Annotated in this window: 16 protein-coding genes and 1 pseudogene; 4 read left to right on the forward strand and 13 right to left on the reverse strand. The window is 53.6% G+C overall.

Translation table 11 applies throughout. The annotated features are described in order from the left end of the window. Both IHN22_RS06505 and IHN22_RS06510 read right to left on the reverse strand, forming a co-directional pair. Positions 1-804: pseudogene (locus IHN22_RS06505) on the reverse strand (hypothetical protein); the annotation flags it as partial. 63 nt (positions 805-867) lie between these two features. Beyond that, a complete protein-coding gene (locus tag IHN22_RS06510; RefSeq protein ID WP_365813894.1) occupies positions 868-2,373 on the reverse strand; it encodes a ParB/RepB/Spo0J family partition protein in 1,506 nt (501 codons plus the stop codon). A 247-nt stretch (positions 2,374-2,620) separates the two neighbouring features. On the opposite strand from IHN22_RS06510, the gene IHN22_RS06515 reads away from it, so the two are divergent. The 3 genes from IHN22_RS06515 to IHN22_RS06525 all read left to right on the forward strand — a co-directional run bounded on the left by IHN22_RS06515 (position 2,621) and on the right by IHN22_RS06525 (position 5,181). Continuing rightward, positions 2,621-3,742, forward strand: a complete 1,122-nt coding sequence (locus IHN22_RS06515; RefSeq protein WP_191434248.1) for a DUF262 domain-containing protein — start codon at positions 2,621-2,623, stop codon at positions 3,740-3,742. Further along, positions 3,735-4,382, forward strand: a complete 648-nt coding sequence (locus tag IHN22_RS06520) for an MAE_28990/MAE_18760 family HEPN-like nuclease (protein ID WP_191434249.1) — start codon at positions 3,735-3,737, stop codon at positions 4,380-4,382. The genes IHN22_RS06515 and IHN22_RS06520 overlap by 8 nt, the downstream gene beginning before the upstream one ends. A 277-nt stretch (positions 4,383-4,659) precedes the next feature. Then, complete coding sequence (locus IHN22_RS06525) at positions 4,660-5,181, forward strand: hypothetical protein (protein ID WP_191434251.1); 522 nt, start codon at positions 4,660-4,662, stop codon at positions 5,179-5,181. Between the two features lie 92 nt (positions 5,182-5,273). Here the strand turns inward: IHN22_RS06525 and IHN22_RS06530 are convergent, their stop codons facing one another. The 11 genes from IHN22_RS06530 to IHN22_RS06580 form a co-directional block, all read right to left on the reverse strand. Beyond that, positions 5,274-5,711, reverse strand: coding sequence for a hypothetical protein (locus tag IHN22_RS06530; protein ID WP_087329636.1), 438 nt, complete (start codon positions 5,709-5,711; stop codon positions 5,274-5,276). A 4-nt stretch (positions 5,712-5,715) separates the two neighbouring features. Beyond that, positions 5,716-6,255, reverse strand: a complete 540-nt coding sequence (locus IHN22_RS06535) for an FMN-binding protein (RefSeq protein ID WP_191434253.1) — start codon at positions 6,253-6,255, stop codon at positions 5,716-5,718. Then, a complete protein-coding gene (locus IHN22_RS06540; RefSeq protein ID WP_191434255.1) occupies positions 6,252-7,226 on the reverse strand; it encodes an RnfABCDGE type electron transport complex subunit D in 975 nt (324 codons plus the stop codon). Before IHN22_RS06540 ends, IHN22_RS06535 begins: the two co-directional genes overlap by 4 nt. Beyond that, positions 7,223-8,530, reverse strand: coding sequence for an electron transport complex subunit RsxC (gene rsxC, locus IHN22_RS06545; protein WP_191434257.1), 1,308 nt, complete (start codon positions 8,528-8,530; stop codon positions 7,223-7,225). The genes IHN22_RS06540 and rsxC overlap by 4 nt, the downstream gene beginning before the upstream one ends. A 31-nt stretch (positions 8,531-8,561) precedes the next feature. Then, a complete protein-coding gene (locus IHN22_RS06550) occupies positions 8,562-9,596 on the reverse strand; it encodes an FAD:protein FMN transferase (RefSeq protein ID WP_191434259.1) in 1,035 nt (344 codons plus the stop codon). A 53-nt stretch (positions 9,597-9,649) separates the two neighbouring features. Continuing rightward, complete coding sequence (locus IHN22_RS06555; RefSeq protein WP_191434261.1) at positions 9,650-10,723, reverse strand: hypothetical protein; 1,074 nt, start codon at positions 10,721-10,723, stop codon at positions 9,650-9,652. A gap of 17 nt (positions 10,724-10,740) precedes the next feature. Beyond that, entirely contained in the window at positions 10,741-11,070 is a 330-nt protein-coding gene (locus IHN22_RS06560) for a DUF1622 domain-containing protein (protein WP_087189406.1), read from the reverse strand. Next, positions 11,051-11,599 (reverse strand): Gx transporter family protein, encoded by a 549-nt coding sequence (locus IHN22_RS06565; RefSeq protein ID WP_300985770.1) that lies wholly within the window; start codon positions 11,597-11,599, stop codon positions 11,051-11,053. The genes IHN22_RS06560 and IHN22_RS06565 overlap by 20 nt, the downstream gene beginning before the upstream one ends. Positions 11,600-11,608: 9 nt before the next feature. Continuing rightward, on the reverse strand, positions 11,609-12,007 hold the full coding sequence (locus IHN22_RS06570; RefSeq protein ID WP_191434263.1) for a NusG domain II-containing protein: 399 nt from the start codon (positions 12,005-12,007) through the stop codon (positions 11,609-11,611). Position 12,008: 1 nt separating this feature from the next. Continuing rightward, positions 12,009-12,494: an AAA family ATPase gene (locus IHN22_RS06575; protein WP_191434265.1), complete on the reverse strand. Its 486-nt coding sequence runs from the start codon at positions 12,492-12,494 to the stop codon at positions 12,009-12,011. Between the two features lie 139 nt (positions 12,495-12,633). After that, positions 12,634-14,310: a sensor histidine kinase gene (locus IHN22_RS06580; RefSeq protein ID WP_191434266.1), complete on the reverse strand. Its 1,677-nt coding sequence runs from the start codon at positions 14,308-14,310 to the stop codon at positions 12,634-12,636. A gap of 168 nt (positions 14,311-14,478) precedes the next feature. Between IHN22_RS06580 and IHN22_RS06585 the strand changes: the two genes are divergently transcribed. Next, a complete protein-coding gene (locus tag IHN22_RS06585; protein ID WP_191434268.1) occupies positions 14,479-15,165 on the forward strand; it encodes a response regulator transcription factor in 687 nt (228 codons plus the stop codon). Positions 15,166-15,351 lie beyond the last annotated feature (186 nt).

Raw genomic sequence — 15,351 nt, forward strand, 5'->3', positions numbered from 1 at the left:
CGCCTCGGAGAGATCGGATACAGTAACAGTGTGGGGCTGTCCGTCTACCACGCCGAAATAGTCCGCCACAACAGACTTGGCGGCGGTATAGTCGGTTTCGGCATATCCGCAGTCGGCACAGGTATCCATTTCCACAAAGCGGTCATGGGCCAGTTCAGGCCGGATGGCCGTTTCCATGTGGTGCCGCTCCAGGGTGGAACTTTCCTCCTTGTAGGTGCCGTAACAGAACGCACAATATTCGCCGCTGGTGGTGATAATGCGATGGTAGGTGCTGTCCACCTGCTCAACGGTCTGCGTTTCCGGCAGTTCCTCAAAGAAATCCGCCGCGCAGTCATAGAGCCAATACACATTCTTGTTGCAGGCGTAACTGGTAGCACCCATGTTGCTGTTGATGGTACCGCAGACCTCGCAGACGGCTTTCGTCCAGTGGTAGCCGGTATAGGTGGCGTCCTGGCCGGGGGTGCCGTCCAGAAGATCGCCCCTGCTCTCGCCGTCCAGACAGGTGCCGTCCGAGTATTTGACATTTCGGTTCAGCGCCGTCTCCCCGTTACGGGTGTACTCGGGAACACGGAACACCTCAAAGGCGGTGGCCTTGTCACAGACGCAGCAATTAAAGGTTTCCCTCGTCACCACCGAGTTTGCGTCCAACTCATTGGTACGGTTCAGCGCCTCCTGCCAATGCTCCGCCGGGTCATGGTAACTGTTCTGCTGGGCGGCAAAGGCCGAGGGAATCAGGGAGAGCATGACGGCTATGACCAGAAGGAGGGCCGTCAGCCTCCGGGGGAAATAATGATTGTTTTTCAATTTGCACCTCCTAAATTTGTCGCAGAAATCAGAAAAGCCCCTGGGACACTTTGTCCCAAGGGCTTACTTCTCCAGTTCCGCCTTTTTCTCCGGCGGCTGCTTTTCCTTCCACTCGTCCAGCAGGGCCATGATCTGGTCCTTCATCTGCCGGGGAGTGACCTCCTTGCCAAAATACTTGCTCAATTCTGCGGTGGAAAGAATCACTTTATCTACCTCCTTTTTCTCCTGGCTCAAAATGCCGTCAATGGCGTCCGGGTTCAGCTTACCCTCCTTGTCCAGTTCCCGTAGCTTCTGCGCCTGGGAGAGAGAGGGTGCGGACTGTTCCCCTTCGATGGAAACCGCGATGAACTGCTGGTTTTTTGGACGGATGAAGGAAATTTCCACGGCAGGCGTAAAAGACAGCCGCTTTTCATTCACCATCTTTTGCAGTTCCGGCACAAGGGAATTGAGCCGGATATACCGCTGCACCTGCTTGTAATTGATACCGTTGCGGGCACCTACTACCTCAGTGGATCGCTTTCCGGCGTCCTTGTCATCCTCACCCAGTTTGACGCCCTGGTGTTTGATGGCCTCAACCTGCTGTTTCAATGCCCTGGCCTTTTCCATCGGGAGAATATGCTCTCGGTGGCGCAGGTTATCATCTGTCATGGTAAGAATGGCCTCGTCATCCGTCATGTTGCGGACGATACAGGGCATATTCCGATACCCGGCCAATTCGCTGGCCTTCTGGCGGCGGTGGCCTGCCACGATCTCATAACCGCCGCCCTCACGGGGGCGGACCAGGGCGGGCTGGTTCACGCCGCCGGTCTTGACGCTCTCCACCAGGGCCTGCATCTCCGCGTCATCCCGCACCTCAAAAGGGTGATCCTTAAAGGCGTGGAGTTCGGACAGGTCAAGATAGACGATCTCCTCCTTGACGGGGCGGGTGGCATCCTTGGGCTCGGTGGGCTGTTCCGGCAGCGGTGGATTGGGCTCCACAACAGGAGCGGCCTTGCCACTGCCCGGAGTGCGGGAATCCTTCTTCTTGACCGGAGCCGAGAGCCCGGCCCCTTTGCCTTGGGACTTCTTGTCCCGAGGAGCCGTCTTGCCGGGAGCGGATTTGTCATCCTTGGGCGGGCGGCCTCGACGGGGCGTAGGCGCATCTGGCTGCTTGCTTTTGTCTGGGGCTGGGGCCTTTTCCGGTGGCTTGTTCTTTGCTGTCCCATCACGGGCGGCAGTGAAATCCACCACCTTTCCGGCGGGGGCGGGATCTCCCATGCCAGGGATCGTGACCTGTTGATCTGTTTTCCCCAGCTGGGGCTTGTCCTCTTTGGGCGGAGTGGGATTGTCTTTGCCCTTGGGATTGTCCTGTTTGGGCGGAGCAGGTTTCTCTGCCCCAGGAGCGGTGGCCTTTTCTGCCGCAGGGGGTGCCGCTGTCTTGGACGCATCCTCTTCCGCGAGGGCCTCCGCTTTGGCGGGGGCGGGCTGTTGCGGTGCAGCCAGGTCAGCCTTGATGGGCTCCGTGTTCTCCGCCTTGGCGGGCTCGTTTACCTTCCCGGCATCGGGAATATCCTTTTTGTCATCAGCCAATAAAAAACCTCCTTTGTTGTGAAATGGAAAAAGCCAGCCTCAAGGCTGGCCGGTGGGGGAGCACCCCTCCTTTCTCGTTGGGATATATGAAAACGCCGCCCGTAGTCCTATTAGGGAGACGGTTTGCTCTATACTTATTAAACAATAAATTTGAGTTAATGATTTAACCTTCTAATCTCTATTGATTTTGTATGTATAAACGTGTAGAATTTAAAACGTACACAGACAAAAGAATAGAGGAATCATTATGAAAGACGCTCAGATTGCATTCTTCCCAGAACCAGAGGCCGACATTCCTGCCCCGATCGACGAACTTGAATCACAAGTTACGAAACTGCGGAATAGCCTAACTACCGATAGAATGGATATGTCTTTCGGTGAAATAATGAGTATGTATGAACAAGGGGAGATAATAATTTCTCCAGAATTTCAAAGGCTATTCCGGTGGACTATTGAGCAAAAAACAAAATTTATTGAATCTATTTTGCTTGGGATTCCTATACCACCAATTTTTGTGGCTGAAGATAGTGATGGCCGTTGGGAATTGGTAGATGGCCTTCAAAGAATCTCTACAGTTCTCTCTTTCTTTGGCTTATTAAAAACAGATAAACCAGAAATAAATAAGTGGAGTTTAATATCTGGCGATTTACTAGATGCCTTGGATGGCTTTAACATCGACAACCTTCCAAATAAATATCGTTTGAATATTAAGAGGTCGGTTTGTCGTATTGAAATCATAAAATGGGATAGCCAATGGGATATGCGATATGAATTATTTAGTCGTCTTAATACTGGCGGTGCTGCGTTAACCGATCAGGAAATAAGAAATTGCATATTCCGAAGCGGTCTAAAAAATCTATATGAATTTATTGACAAAGCTGTTAATGATGAAATGTTTGTCAACTTAACGGCACTAACCGACCGTCAAAAACTGGAACTATATGATCAAGAACTGATAGTTAGATATGTATGTTTAGTGGATGATTGGGAAATGGTGAATGCATCCATATCTATGTACATGACTAATTATTTAAAAGAGAAACTGGACAAAGGTGAGGATATTTCGGCAGAAGTACCGGCCAAGTTCTATCGTGTTCTAAAGTTGCTTCAGCCCTTGGGTAAAGCAGTTTTTCGTTTTGATAATAGCACAATTTGCTCATCTAGCCTTTATGATGCAGTAATGGTTGGCTTAAGCAAAAATCTGGATTTTTATGAAGTACACCCCGATAAAGTTGCTACCGTAATTAGTCAATTAAAAACTGATGACCAATTTAGGAAGAATTCCGGGGTAGCTTCAAGTAGCAAAAATAGAGCTAAGCGGAGGATTAAACGAGCACTTGAATTATTTGGAGAGAGTGCTCATGAGTGATTTTGAAGAAACCATAAATTCCGATTTGAATTGGCGATTAGGAGAGATCGCTATATTGAAATCATTAACGGTTCAATCTCATCTTTCTGAAAAGAAAAAATCTATTGCTCGAAAGTATTCTATTCCTGCCTTATACGCTGTGTGGGAAGGCTATATTGTCAACTCCTTTAAAGAATATGTAAAGATAATCAATAGTGAACGTTTGAATTTCTCTGACTTACATGATAGTATAGCAACAAAGCATCTATTTTCTTTGTTAAGTTTACATCAGCCTCCCCAAAACTTTGAAAAAAGAAAGCAGTTAGTTAGAAGAATTCAAGCAGTATTATCTGGGCCAATACAACTACCGCTAGAAATTGATACTAGTTCAAATGTTGATTATGCTGAGTTACAAAACATTTGCAATAGATATGCAGTCAATGCTGATCAGTTAGGAAAATATAAGGCATCGCTAAATAAATTTCTCAATTATAGAAATCGTATTGCACACGGAGATAATTCTGTTGCTGTTGCTCCAGAGCATATTACTGAATTTTCTCAAACAGTTGTGTCGTTAATGTCAGATATGACTGAAATCCTAACCGTTCATGCCACTGAGAAAAAGTATTTGTCACTCTCTCATAACAACGTTCCTGAATGACATCAAAATCGGTCTTAGGATCGAATAAAACCTCTTGTTGACGGCTTGCAAACCATTGATATGACTGGATTTTTCCAAGTCCTATAATTACACTCGGACCATCTAATGGTAATCCGAATTACATTATCCAAGTGGGTAATGTAATTCGGATTTATCATTTTTGTTGAAAATATGTTTTGGAGAAGCGATAGGGAATATTCCCTATCGCTTTCTATTTTATCACATATGTGTTATTCTTAATGAAACGGATATGTTTATAACTTAGAGGGGGGCTAACATGAGAAAGCACATGAAAAAGATCCTGATTGCTTTGCTGGCCTTAATCGTCCTTTGTGCTGGTGTGTGGCGTTTGCGGCCGCATTCTTTAGCGGATATCATTTCTGTTGATGAAAGTGCAATTATTAGTCTTACCTGTACTGCAAATATCAGTGGAGTTAGCAAGGATGGAACGCCATTTATTGATAACTATGAATTGCAAGCGCTAACAGGCGGCAGCAAGGATTTTATCGCAATCATCGATATATTAAATCAATCTGGATACCAGCAAAGCTTTCAAAATTTATTCCCCTGGGCAATCACATCTGTCAGTTCAAATGGCAGTTCTATGAATGCAAACATTTTCCTTGCATGGGGGAGCACAGAAAAGGAAACGTGTTTTTTGACGGTTTACGACGATGGAAAAGTAGTTGTTAGTTTGGGAGAGAATAATGGATTTTTAGTTTATCATGCAACGGATCGTTCTATGTTGGATCAGCTTGTGAACTATGTGCAAGAACATGGGACAAAAACTGATAAATGATATGATTAAGGCGGGAACATCGCTTCAGATGTTCCCGCCTCTTGTTGTTCCTGTTTTATCTGATTCCGTTCCTGGGATACGAAAGAGATCGATCACAGGAAAAGGCTGCTGCAGCCCTGAACCGCCAGGAACAGGACCCCGGCAGAGAGCAGGGGTGCGATCTTGCTTGCCGGACTGGAGGCCAGACGCTGACAGATGGCGGTAAACAGGAAGGTCAGCACCATAAACGCAGCCCAGCTCACCAGGGCAAACCGGAGCAGCTCCTGACCGGACATGAGACCTGCCGCCAGAGGCAGCAGAACGAAGGTCAGCGCGCTGAGCAGCGCTGTCACAGGCCAGCAGCGCCCCTCCACCGGCTTCCCGGAATAATGCTCGAGAATCAGGGCCACCAGGGAGATCCCGCTGACCAGCATCAGGTCCAGCGGCGGCAGGATGGCGGCGGGAGCAAAGGCGTGCTCTGCCAGATAGCCCAGAAATACCAGGCCCGCAACCACAGCCAGGAAGGTATTCAGACGATAGGTATTTTTCATCACATCAACCTCCCCATTCGGTGGCGCTGGAGCCAATATCCGCGCCGGTTACAAAGGCACTGGCTGAGGTAACAGCCTTGGCCACCGCCTTGGAGGTAACGGTGGCGCCGGTGAGGGCGTCCACATTTTCGCCTACGGTAAAGGTGGTGCCATTCCAGAGGAACTGAGACAGGAAGGATACATCGGAGAGGGCCTCCGTGCCAAGCCCGTAGGTCTCCTGCATATCCCGCACCACCAGACTGGCAATGGTGCCGTCCAGATTGACGCCTACCAGCATGGTGATATCGCCGGCATATCCGGCGGTGACCGTTTCAATCACATAGCCGTTATCTGCCTTGTAGACCGCGGAGATAGCATCGTCCTCGCCGGTGTACTCCTCCTGGACAAAGGATTCTGCGCCGGGCAGAAGGCTGGAGAGGATGGACTGCAGCTCCTGTTCCTTGTTTTCCTGAGCAATGGGGGAGAGCACGGTGGTGCCCAGGAACAAAACCAGGGCGGCGATGAGAAGGGCAGCCACAGGCTGGATCAACTGTTTTACGTTCACTGTACGCCGCCTCCTTTCACAGTACCAAAGCGCTTGGGGGGTGTGAGCCGGTCCAGGCTCCAGGCACAGGCGTTCATCAGCAGGATGGCATAGGTGACCCCTTCCGGGAAAAGTCCGTAGTAGCGGAAGCAGACGGTCAGTACGCCGCATCCCACGCCGTAGATCAGCTGGCCCATGGGGGTAACAGGGGAGGTGGCATAGTCGGTGGCCATAAAGAAGGCGCCCAGCAGCACGCCTCCGCCCATCAGGCTGTAGAGCATCCACAGGACGGGGTCCTGGCCTTTGGAGAAGATCAGGGTAAGCAGTGCCACAGAGCCCAGGTAGGCCACCGGAATGCGCCAGGAGATCACCTTGCGGAGCAGCAGGTATCCGCCGCCCAGCAGCAGGGCCAGGGCGGATACCTCGCCGATACAGCCGCCCATATTCCCCAGAAATACATCCAGCAGGGACTCCGTAGGCAGCGCAGGCATCTGCATATGGTGCAGAGGGGTGGCGGAGGATACGATGTCCACTGAGACCGACAGCGGGTCCAGGGAGGTACCAGGCGCCGCATAGCGGACCATCCAGCTGGGCCAGAACAGGACCAGGAAAGCCCGGGCAGCCAGGGCAGGGTTAAAGATGTTCTGTCCCAGACCGCCGATCAGCCCCTTGACCACCACAATGGCAAAGACACCGCCCACAGCCGCCAGCCAGTAGGGGGCGGAGGCGGGGAGGGTCATAGCCAGCAGAACGCCGGTCACCGCTGCGGACAGGTCCGGCAGGGTGTTGCTCTGCCTGGTGACCATGCGGTAGAGCCACTCGGAGAGCAGGCAGGCCAGCACGGTGACCGCGGTCAGGACCAGGGTTCTGATACCAAAGAACCACACACCGGCCGCAAGGGCGGGAATCAGCGCGATCAGCACCGATCCCATCAGACGGCTGGTGCGGGACCCGCTGTGAATGTGCGGAGAGGATGTTACAAGCAGTTTCATGCTTTCTTTGCCTCCTTCAGCTGCTGTTTGCCCGCACGGAACCGCTCCACCAGCGGGAGCTGTGCCGGGCAGGTGTAGCTGCAGCTTCCGCACTCGATACAGTCCGACAAATGCAGCTTCTCAAGTTCCTTCCAGTTCCCGGCCTGTTCAAAACGGTACAGGTACAGAGGCTGCAGGTGCATGGGACAGACGGACACGCACTTGGCGCAGCGGATACAGGTCTGGGTTTTGGACTGGGGAACTGTGGCTTTCAGGCACAGAATGGCGTTGGTGCCCTTCAGCACCGGCACGGCCAGGTCCTTTTGGGCAAGGCCCATCATGGGGCCGCCGGACAGCACTTTTTGGGTGTCCTCCGCCATGCCGCCGGCAGCGTCAATGGCCTGCCCGAAGGAGGTACCGATGCGGAAAATCATATTCTTGGGTGCCGCAGCTCCGTCGCCGGTGACCGTCACGATGCGGCGGGTGACCGGTTTTCCCTCGTATACCGCCTGATAGACGGCGGCAGCGGTGGCTGCGTTGAACACGGCGCAGCCCACGGCGGCGGGCAGCTTGCCCGGAGGGACCTGTCGGTTGGTCACGGCCTGGATCAGCTGCTTCTCCGCGCCCTGGGGGTAGCGGGTGGGCAGTACCCGCAATTCGATGGATGAGTCCTTGGGCAGGGCGTCCTTCAGGATGCGGATGGCCTCCTGCTTGTTGTCCTCAATGGCGATCACCGTATGCTTGGGTGCGAGGGTATGGATCAGGGTCTCCGTTCCCCGGATCACCTGCTCCGAATAAGTACAGATAAGGGTATCGTCCGCCGTAATATACGGCTCGCACTCACAGGCGTTGATGATGACATAGTCCACCTGGCCCAGTGCGGAGAAGGCCTTCACGTCTGTGGGGAATGCGGCGCCGCCCATGCCCACGATGCCTGCATCCCGGATGATGCGGAGGATCTCATCTCCAGAGAGATCCTGGTGGGTCAGATGGGGCTTTAAGGTGTCGTCCGGTGTGTCTGTATAGTCATTTTCGATCACGACGGACAGCGCTTCGCTGCCGCCGGGGTGGGGACGGGGCTCCACAGCCACCACTTTACCGGAGACAGAGGCATGGATGGGGGCGCAGATTCCTTCGCCGTCGCCGATCTTTTGCCCCATTTTGACCTGATCGCCCACCTTGACCACAGGGGTACAGGCTGCGCCGATATGCTGGACCATGGGCAGGACGACCTGCGCCGGCAGGGGTGCGGGAATGGGGGCCGCGCCCCGGGAGAGAGCTTTATGTCCCTCTGGGTGGATACCACCCCAAAACAATTTTCTCATTCTTTCCACCTCGATGATATGAGCGCTTTGGCTATATGCGGATATACGCCTGAAATCCGGGGCTGTACAGGATGGTTCCGTCCTGACGCACCCACATGGCCTCTGCCTGGAAGGCGTCCAGCAGGGCCTGTCCCTCCTCCTGGGGCAGGGTAAAAAGGGCGGTAGAGAGGGCGTCCGCCACACCGGAATCCCGGCACAGAATGGTGACCGAGCGCCAGTAGCCGGCAGGATAGTTGGTGTCAGGATCTATGATATGGTGGTATGGAACGCCGTCCACGGTAAAATACCGCTTATAATCTCCGCTGGTGACCACAGAGACATCTTCCACATAAATGGTATGGAGATATTGCTCCGGATCTTCCGGGTCCTGAATGCCCACCACCCAGGGCTGGCCGCTTTTCGGCTTTGGGCCGGTGGGACAGACGTTTCCACCCACGCTGATGAGCAGCCCAGAGGGGGTGTTCCGGCAGACCTGCTCCACCGCATAGCCTTTGGCAATGGCGCCAACATCCAGTTTGACCTCCGGATCAGACAGGAAAACGGTGCTTTCTTCCACGTCAATCTGGATGCTGTCGATATCCGTGTGGGCTGCGGCCTGTTCCAAGGCAGTCTGGTCCGGCAGCGCTGCCCGGCTGGGGTCGGCTATGCCGGTTTCCCGGGCGTCATGCCACAGGCGGAGTACGCTGCCCATGGCAATGTTGACCCTGCCTTCTGTCTGGGTATACAGCTCCTTGCTGAACAACAGTAGGTCAATGATCCGCTGATCCACCTTGATGGGGTGTTCCCAGCCGTGATCGTTGATGGTCTTGATGTTGTTGATTCCTTCGTACTCGTTGTAAATGTCGTAGAGCTGATGGTATTCCAGCAGTTCATCATGGAAGGCCTGGGCCGTGTCGGTAAAGGCCTCCTCGGTTTCGGCATATCCCACGATGGTGGTGACGGTGTCAAACAGAGTCAGAAATGTAGCCTCATAGCGGTTCAGTCCAGTGTCGTCAGACTTTGCGGGGGCTGCTGTGCACCCGCAGAGCAGAACCAGCAGGAGGATCAAAGTGGCCGTTCGCTTCATATAACCTCTACTTTCCAAATGACAGGCGTATCAAGCTGCTGCCTAAAGAAAACTCAGGCGGCGGCTTTTGCGATCAGGGCCTGGAACTCCCCGATGGCAATGGTGACCGAGGCGGCCAGGTCTGCGTCGGCGGCAGCGCCCTTTTCGGTCACGGCGATCCCCGCCACCTGGTCCAGGGTCTTGCCGGTCACATACGCGCAGAAGGCAGCCACCTGCTCGTTCCATTCCTTGCCGATGGGGCTGATCTGGCCCATGCCGTAGTTGTTGCCCAGCTCATTTTTGGTGGGCGGCGCCGCGGTCAGGTCGGTGGTGATCACGCCGGCAGCATCAAAGTCCACGTTGGCCTGCACAGCGTCGATGTAGCAGCTGGTGATCACGTCGCCGTTCAGGGTGACGACAGCCACAGTGGCGGAGGTCTGGACCTGGCCGGGCTCCTCAGCGGTGGCGCTCCTGCTGTTGGCAATGCTGGTGGAGGTGGTCAGAACCAGACGATCTCCCTGCATGGCGCCGAGATGAGTGGCGTTGGAAACCGCCTGCTCGATGGCATCCAGATAGCCGGCGATGGAGACGGTGACGGAAGCGGCCAGATCCGCGTCGGCGGCCTTGCCCTCCTCAGTCACGGCGATGCCCTTGATCTCCTCCACCGTCTTGCCCTCTACGTAATCGGCCAGAGCCTGAACCTGTTCGTTCCACTCCTTGCCGATGGAGCTGACCTGGCCCATACCGTAATTGCTGCCTAGATCGTTTTTGGAGGGCACCTGGGCGGTCAGGTCGGCGGTCAGGGTTCCGGTGGCGTCAAAGGAGGCCTTTGCTTGGATGGAGTCGATCACACAGGAGTCGATGACACCTTCGTCGGTCACAGTGACCGCCACCAGGTCAATGTTGGCCTGGCTGTATCCATCCTCGCCGTCGGCGGCATTTTTGCTGCTGGACAAGCTGGTGCCCAGATAGAGGCCGGTTTTGACCGCGGCATCCGATGTACCTTGAGTGTGTTCCGGAACCGGTTCGGTGACGGCGGGCGCAGATTCCTCAGGCTGAGGGACAGCCACCACTGCCGTGCTGCCGCAGGCGGACAGTGCGCCCATAGTCAGCGTACCGGACAGGATCAGTGCAAGCAGTTTCTTCATTTGTGATACCTCCTGAATTATGATTCGGTGTGATGTATCTGCTTCATTTCAAAGTGAATGAGAAATGATAACAGCGCGCGCAAAAGGATGACCGCCCCCAATACCATCAGCTCATTGAGCTCATGCACCAGGACGGTTTTCAAAATCTCAGCGGCCATTTTGAATTCCAGACTGATGGCCAGCCCGTTGGCCAGAGCAAATTTGACGTCTGATCCGGAGTGGGTGACAAGCCCTTTCAGGTAACGGATAAATGCGCCGGTGGCCGAGACCACTACCACGAAGATACCCATGATCTCCAGAATTGCGATGATGGTGGGCAGGGCAGTTTCAATCAAATTCTCCAGCATAGGAAACCTCCATGTTTGATGCAAAGGGCAGCTGTGCCGCGATCATGGCCCGGGAACAGGCGGCAGAGACTGCACCGGTCAAAAACCCTGTGACAATGGAAATCAGCAGCAGCGCCGGAAGATATCCGGCCACATAGACAGAGCGCAGCAAGAGCACCGCCATCAGGACCTGACCGGTCTGGTGGGCGGCTGCGCCGCAGATGCTCACCCCGTAGATGGACAGGAAGGGGAGGCGGCGGGTCAAAGCCATGGTGGCCATGGCCAACACACCGCCGGTGATGGAAAAGAAAAAGGCGGTGAGGCCGCCGCCAAACATGGCACCAAGGGCGCACCGTATGACAAGGATCTGAACGGCACTTTTGCCGCCCAAAAAGTACAGGGCAAATAGGGTGACAATATTGGCCAGCCCCAGCTTTACCCCCGGCAGCGGGATCAGCAGCTGTAGGGGAAGAAAGCGCTCCATATAGGATAACCCCAATGCAAGCGCAATCAGCATGGCGCTTAGCGCAAGAGATCTTGTTTTACCCATGTCAGCCTCCTATCTGGTTACACCGTCCACCTGGGGCTCCCCTTCGGTACCCACCAGACGAAGCTCCAGGCGGTTGGGCAGGCAGACGATGCTCTGCCTGGCATCTTCATGCCAACCGCTTTTGACGCAGTCCTGGCCCGGACAGTTGGAATCAATGATGGCAGCCCGGCCATTTTGGATTTTGACCGTGTTCTGATAGCTGCCGCTGATCTGGATCTCCTGATCCTGCATCAGGTCATACTCGCCCTTCCAAATGCCGTCCTGCCAGATCTGGACAGAAGCGGCCTTTCCGCCTGAGCCCATACTCCAGCCGGCAATCAGAGCAGCCGCGGCCATGAGGACCAGGCACACCGCCAGAAGATCGCCTCGGCACAGAGTCAGCCGAACAGGTTTGTATTTTTCTCTCATTTCATAGTCCTCTGCGCTTACGCATGACATTCAGTGCCACAAATTGACCCAGCAATTCCACGGTACCGGCCGCGCCCAAAAGACTGCTGTTTACAGTCAGATCGTACTGGTCTAGATTGGCCCATTTTTCTCCGGTATAAAATCCGTAGAGCCGGGCTCGCTCCCGGTCCTGATAGAGGGCCTCGCGCTGGGCCTGTTCTCTGGAAAGGTGATGCTCCGCCATGATCCGCTGGAGACGATGCTCCATGTTACAGTGGATGAAGATACGCATGAGGCCTTCCCGCCCGGCCAGCACATGATCGGCGCAGAAACCCACCATGACGCATGGCCCGGTATCGGCCAGCCGTAGAATTTCGTCCTGCCAGTCCTCGGCTTGAGGGTGGGGCAGGGCGTCCACATTGTAATAGGGAATATCCAGATGTTTGGCCAGCCTCTGGCCGATCTCCCGGCCGCCGCTGCCATATTTCCGTGCAATCGTTATAATCATCTGTCTGCTCCACTTCGTGACAAGAATGAATTTGTCAAAATTATAACAATCTCTGCTTAATGGGAAATTACTGTGCCCTTAATATTTGTTAAGAAAAGAGGATGGATGCCTCCCGACGGGAAAACATCCATCCTCTTTTTTATAATATACTGTTGTCGTTGGGGCCATCCTCCTGGGCGGGGAGTGGCAGACGGACGATGAATGTGGTCCCCTGTCCCAATTTGCTGTGGACGCAGACCGTACCGTGGTGCTCCTTGACCACCTGCTGTACGATGGTCAGACCCAGCCCGGTTCCTTTGCCTCGCTCCTTGGTGGTAAAGAAGGGCTCAAAGATGGTTTCCAGCAGTGCAGGGTCGATTCCAGACCCTGTGTCGGCCACATGGAGGCAGATCCAGTCATCCTCCGGTTCGGTTGTGATGGTAAGGGTTCCACCCTCTGTCTCCATGGCCTGGTAGGCGTTCAAAACCAGGTTGAGCAGCATCTGGGACAGTTGGATCTCATTGCCGTGTACCCAGAGGTGCCGACACTGAAGCTTGTGGCTGACCTCTACCTTGGGCGGTTTCGCCGGTGCGGCGATCTCCAGAACGCGGACCACCAGATCGTCCGGCGAGACATACTGGAAGGTGAGGGGGGTATTTTTGCGGGAGAGGTCCGAGAGGCGGGAGATAATGGTTTTTGCCTTTCTGGAGGCCTCGTAAATTTCCAGCACATTATCATAGGTTTCTTCGGCGTCCGGCGGCAGTTTTTCCAGAACCAGAATGGAGTAACCCATAATGGGTGTCAGAAGGTTATTGAATTCATGGGCAATGCTGGAGGTCAAGGTGCCGATGATCTCCAGCCGCTGATGGTGGGCCAGAGCCTGAGACTTCTTAGTAACCGCCTCCAGGGCAAGATTTTGTTCCCGAAGCATGAGTACTTCCTGCTGGGCTCGTGCGTTGCGCCGGGCCACCAGCAGGATGGAGCCAGCCAACAGCAAAATTCCAATCACGATCATGCTGCTGTAGGCGGCAAGCCGTATGGCGGACATATGGATGGGCCGTTTGATGGTTTCATAATTGAGGGAGGCACCCACTGTAAACACACCGTTGTTTCCGTCGGCTGGGATGGCTGCCATGCGCGCCGTATAGGCTTTTCCATCTTCGCTGGTCTGAGCATGGTAGAAAAGAGACACATTCTCGCCCTGGCTTTGGCAGTTCAGCAGCGCATTCAATTCGTCCTGATTGATTGTGCCGCCTGTATCACCCTGGACCAGGGTCGCCACAGCGCCTTCATCTGTTTGATACAGCAGGGTTCGCCCACCTGCGTCCAGAAGCAGAATGCGGTCTTGGGTGCCGGCAATCAGATTTCCCGCCACAGCCTCATAAAATTCCGTAAGCTCGATCAGTACGGCGTATTGCAGCTCTCCTTCCATGCCTTTCTGGAACGAAAGATAGATGGTGCCGGAGGCATCCACGCAGGGCCTGATGTCAACGTCTCCCTCCAGGCCGGCATTGGGCGGAAACACATAGTCTGTTTTTCCGCGGGAGGAGTATAAAATACTTCCATTGTCGATACAAAGAATGTCGTATGTCAGAGGATGTTCTGATAGGATGGTCCCCTCCACCTGAAGGGCAAGTGCTTCCGTGTTTCCGGTGCTTCGGTAAGCGGTCTCAGCCTCTTCCAGGTCGTTCCTCTGCAATGTGTGCTTCAGCTCCCGGGAAAATTGCTGAATATAGCTGGTGATACTGCGATCCACCGAGCGGGACAGCCCCAAAAGCTGCCGGTCTTCGTTTTCAATTATAATGTTTTCATATTGGTGGAAAACCCGAAATACCATAAAAATTCCGGCAAATATGAGGGCGAAGGCAAGCAATATAATAATCAGAAATTTGCGCTCCAATTTGATGGGCGGCTTCAAGTAAATTCCCCCCTTGTCAAACATATACTCGTCTTTTATACTGGATATCATACTGGAAGAAGCAAGCCGTGTAAAGGGGGATGCACCTTGGCTGATCTTGTACTCATTGTTGATGACGACAAGGCCGTTCTTACCATGCTGTATAAAGTGATCAGCAGCAATGGCATTCAGGCAGATACCGCCGATTCCGGCGAACAGTGCCTTGAGATGCTGACAAAGAAAACATACGATCTGCTTTTGCTGGATATCAATCTGTCCGGCATGGATGGGTTTCAGGTGATTCAGCATATCCGGCGAAACGGCAGCAAGATCCCCATTATGATCGTCAGCGGACGCAAAGAGGATTATGATACCCTCTATGGTCTGGATATCGGTGCAGACGACTATATCACCAAACCCCTCAACCCTGTTACCCTTGCGGCAAAGGTAAAAGCGCTGATCCGCCGCAGCCGGGGGAATTTGCCCGGAGCGGATCAGATCATCACAGCCGGTCCCTTTCAGTACAATACCAGCACTCTGCGGTTCTATAAAAATGGGGAAGAGGTGGTTCTCTCCTCCAAGGAAAACGCCATTATCAAGCTGTTTATGGACAATGTGAATCATATTTTTTCCAAGGATATGATCTACGACCTGGTATGGGGATCGGCTATCATTGACGAAAATGCCATTATGGTTTATATCAACCGAATCCGGGCAAAAATCGAAGAAAACCCATCCAAGCCCCAATATATCCAGACGGTCCGTGGATTGGGCTACCGCTTTGCAATTCCATAAGGAGCGGAAGGATATGGGGCGCCTTCCGTGGCGCGTGGATGAGACTTCCAGCAAAGTATTTTAGAGGAGGCATTTTGTCTGAATCTGGATTTCTTTGTGGAAGAAAAGGCGGAGCGGCGGGAGTGCAGGCTTGCAATTCCGTGGGAAATAGCATATAATAAGGGGTAGCCCAACGGCTGGCAGTAC

The sequence above is a fragment of the Flavonifractor sp. An112 genome (assembly GCF_904377885.1).
GTDB lineage: Bacteria > Bacillota > Clostridia > Oscillospirales > Oscillospiraceae > Flavonifractor > Flavonifractor avicola.

Bases quoted from the DNA above. Each gene is read 5' to 3' on its own strand.
- IHN22_RS06515 (WP_191434248.1), top strand. From the start codon at position 2,621: ATGAAAGACGCTCAGATTGCATTCTTCCCAGAACCAGAGGCCGACATT.
- IHN22_RS06520 (WP_191434249.1), top strand. From the start codon at position 3,735: ATGAGTGATTTTGAAGAAACCATAAATTCCGATTTGAATTGGCGATTA.
- IHN22_RS06525 (WP_191434251.1), top strand. From the start codon at position 4,660: ATGAGAAAGCACATGAAAAAGATCCTGATTGCTTTGCTGGCCTTAATC.
- IHN22_RS06530 (WP_087329636.1), bottom strand. From the start codon at position 5,711: ATGAAAAATACCTATCGTCTGAATACCTTCCTGGCTGTGGTTGCGGGC.
- IHN22_RS06540 (WP_191434255.1), bottom strand. From the start codon at position 7,226: ATGAAACTGCTTGTAACATCCTCTCCGCACATTCACAGCGGGTCCCGC.
- rsxC (WP_191434257.1), bottom strand. From the start codon at position 8,530: ATGAGAAAATTGTTTTGGGGTGGTATCCACCCAGAGGGACATAAAGCT.
- IHN22_RS06550 (WP_191434259.1), bottom strand. From the start codon at position 9,596: ATGAAGCGAACGGCCACTTTGATCCTCCTGCTGGTTCTGCTCTGCGGG.
- IHN22_RS06555 (WP_191434261.1), bottom strand. From the start codon at position 10,723: ATGAAGAAACTGCTTGCACTGATCCTGTCCGGTACGCTGACTATGGGC.
- IHN22_RS06560 (WP_087189406.1), bottom strand. From the start codon at position 11,070: ATGCTGGAGAATTTGATTGAAACTGCCCTGCCCACCATCATCGCAATT.
- IHN22_RS06565 (WP_300985770.1), bottom strand. From the start codon at position 11,599: ATGGGTAAAACAAGATCTCTTGCGCTAAGCGCCATGCTGATTGCGCTT.
- IHN22_RS06570 (WP_191434263.1), bottom strand. From the start codon at position 12,007: ATGAGAGAAAAATACAAACCTGTTCGGCTGACTCTGTGCCGAGGCGAT.
- IHN22_RS06575 (WP_191434265.1), bottom strand. From the start codon at position 12,494: ATGATTATAACGATTGCACGGAAATATGGCAGCGGCGGCCGGGAGATC.
- IHN22_RS06580 (WP_191434266.1), bottom strand. From the start codon at position 14,310: ATGGTATTTCGGGTTTTCCACCAATATGAAAACATTATAATTGAAAAC.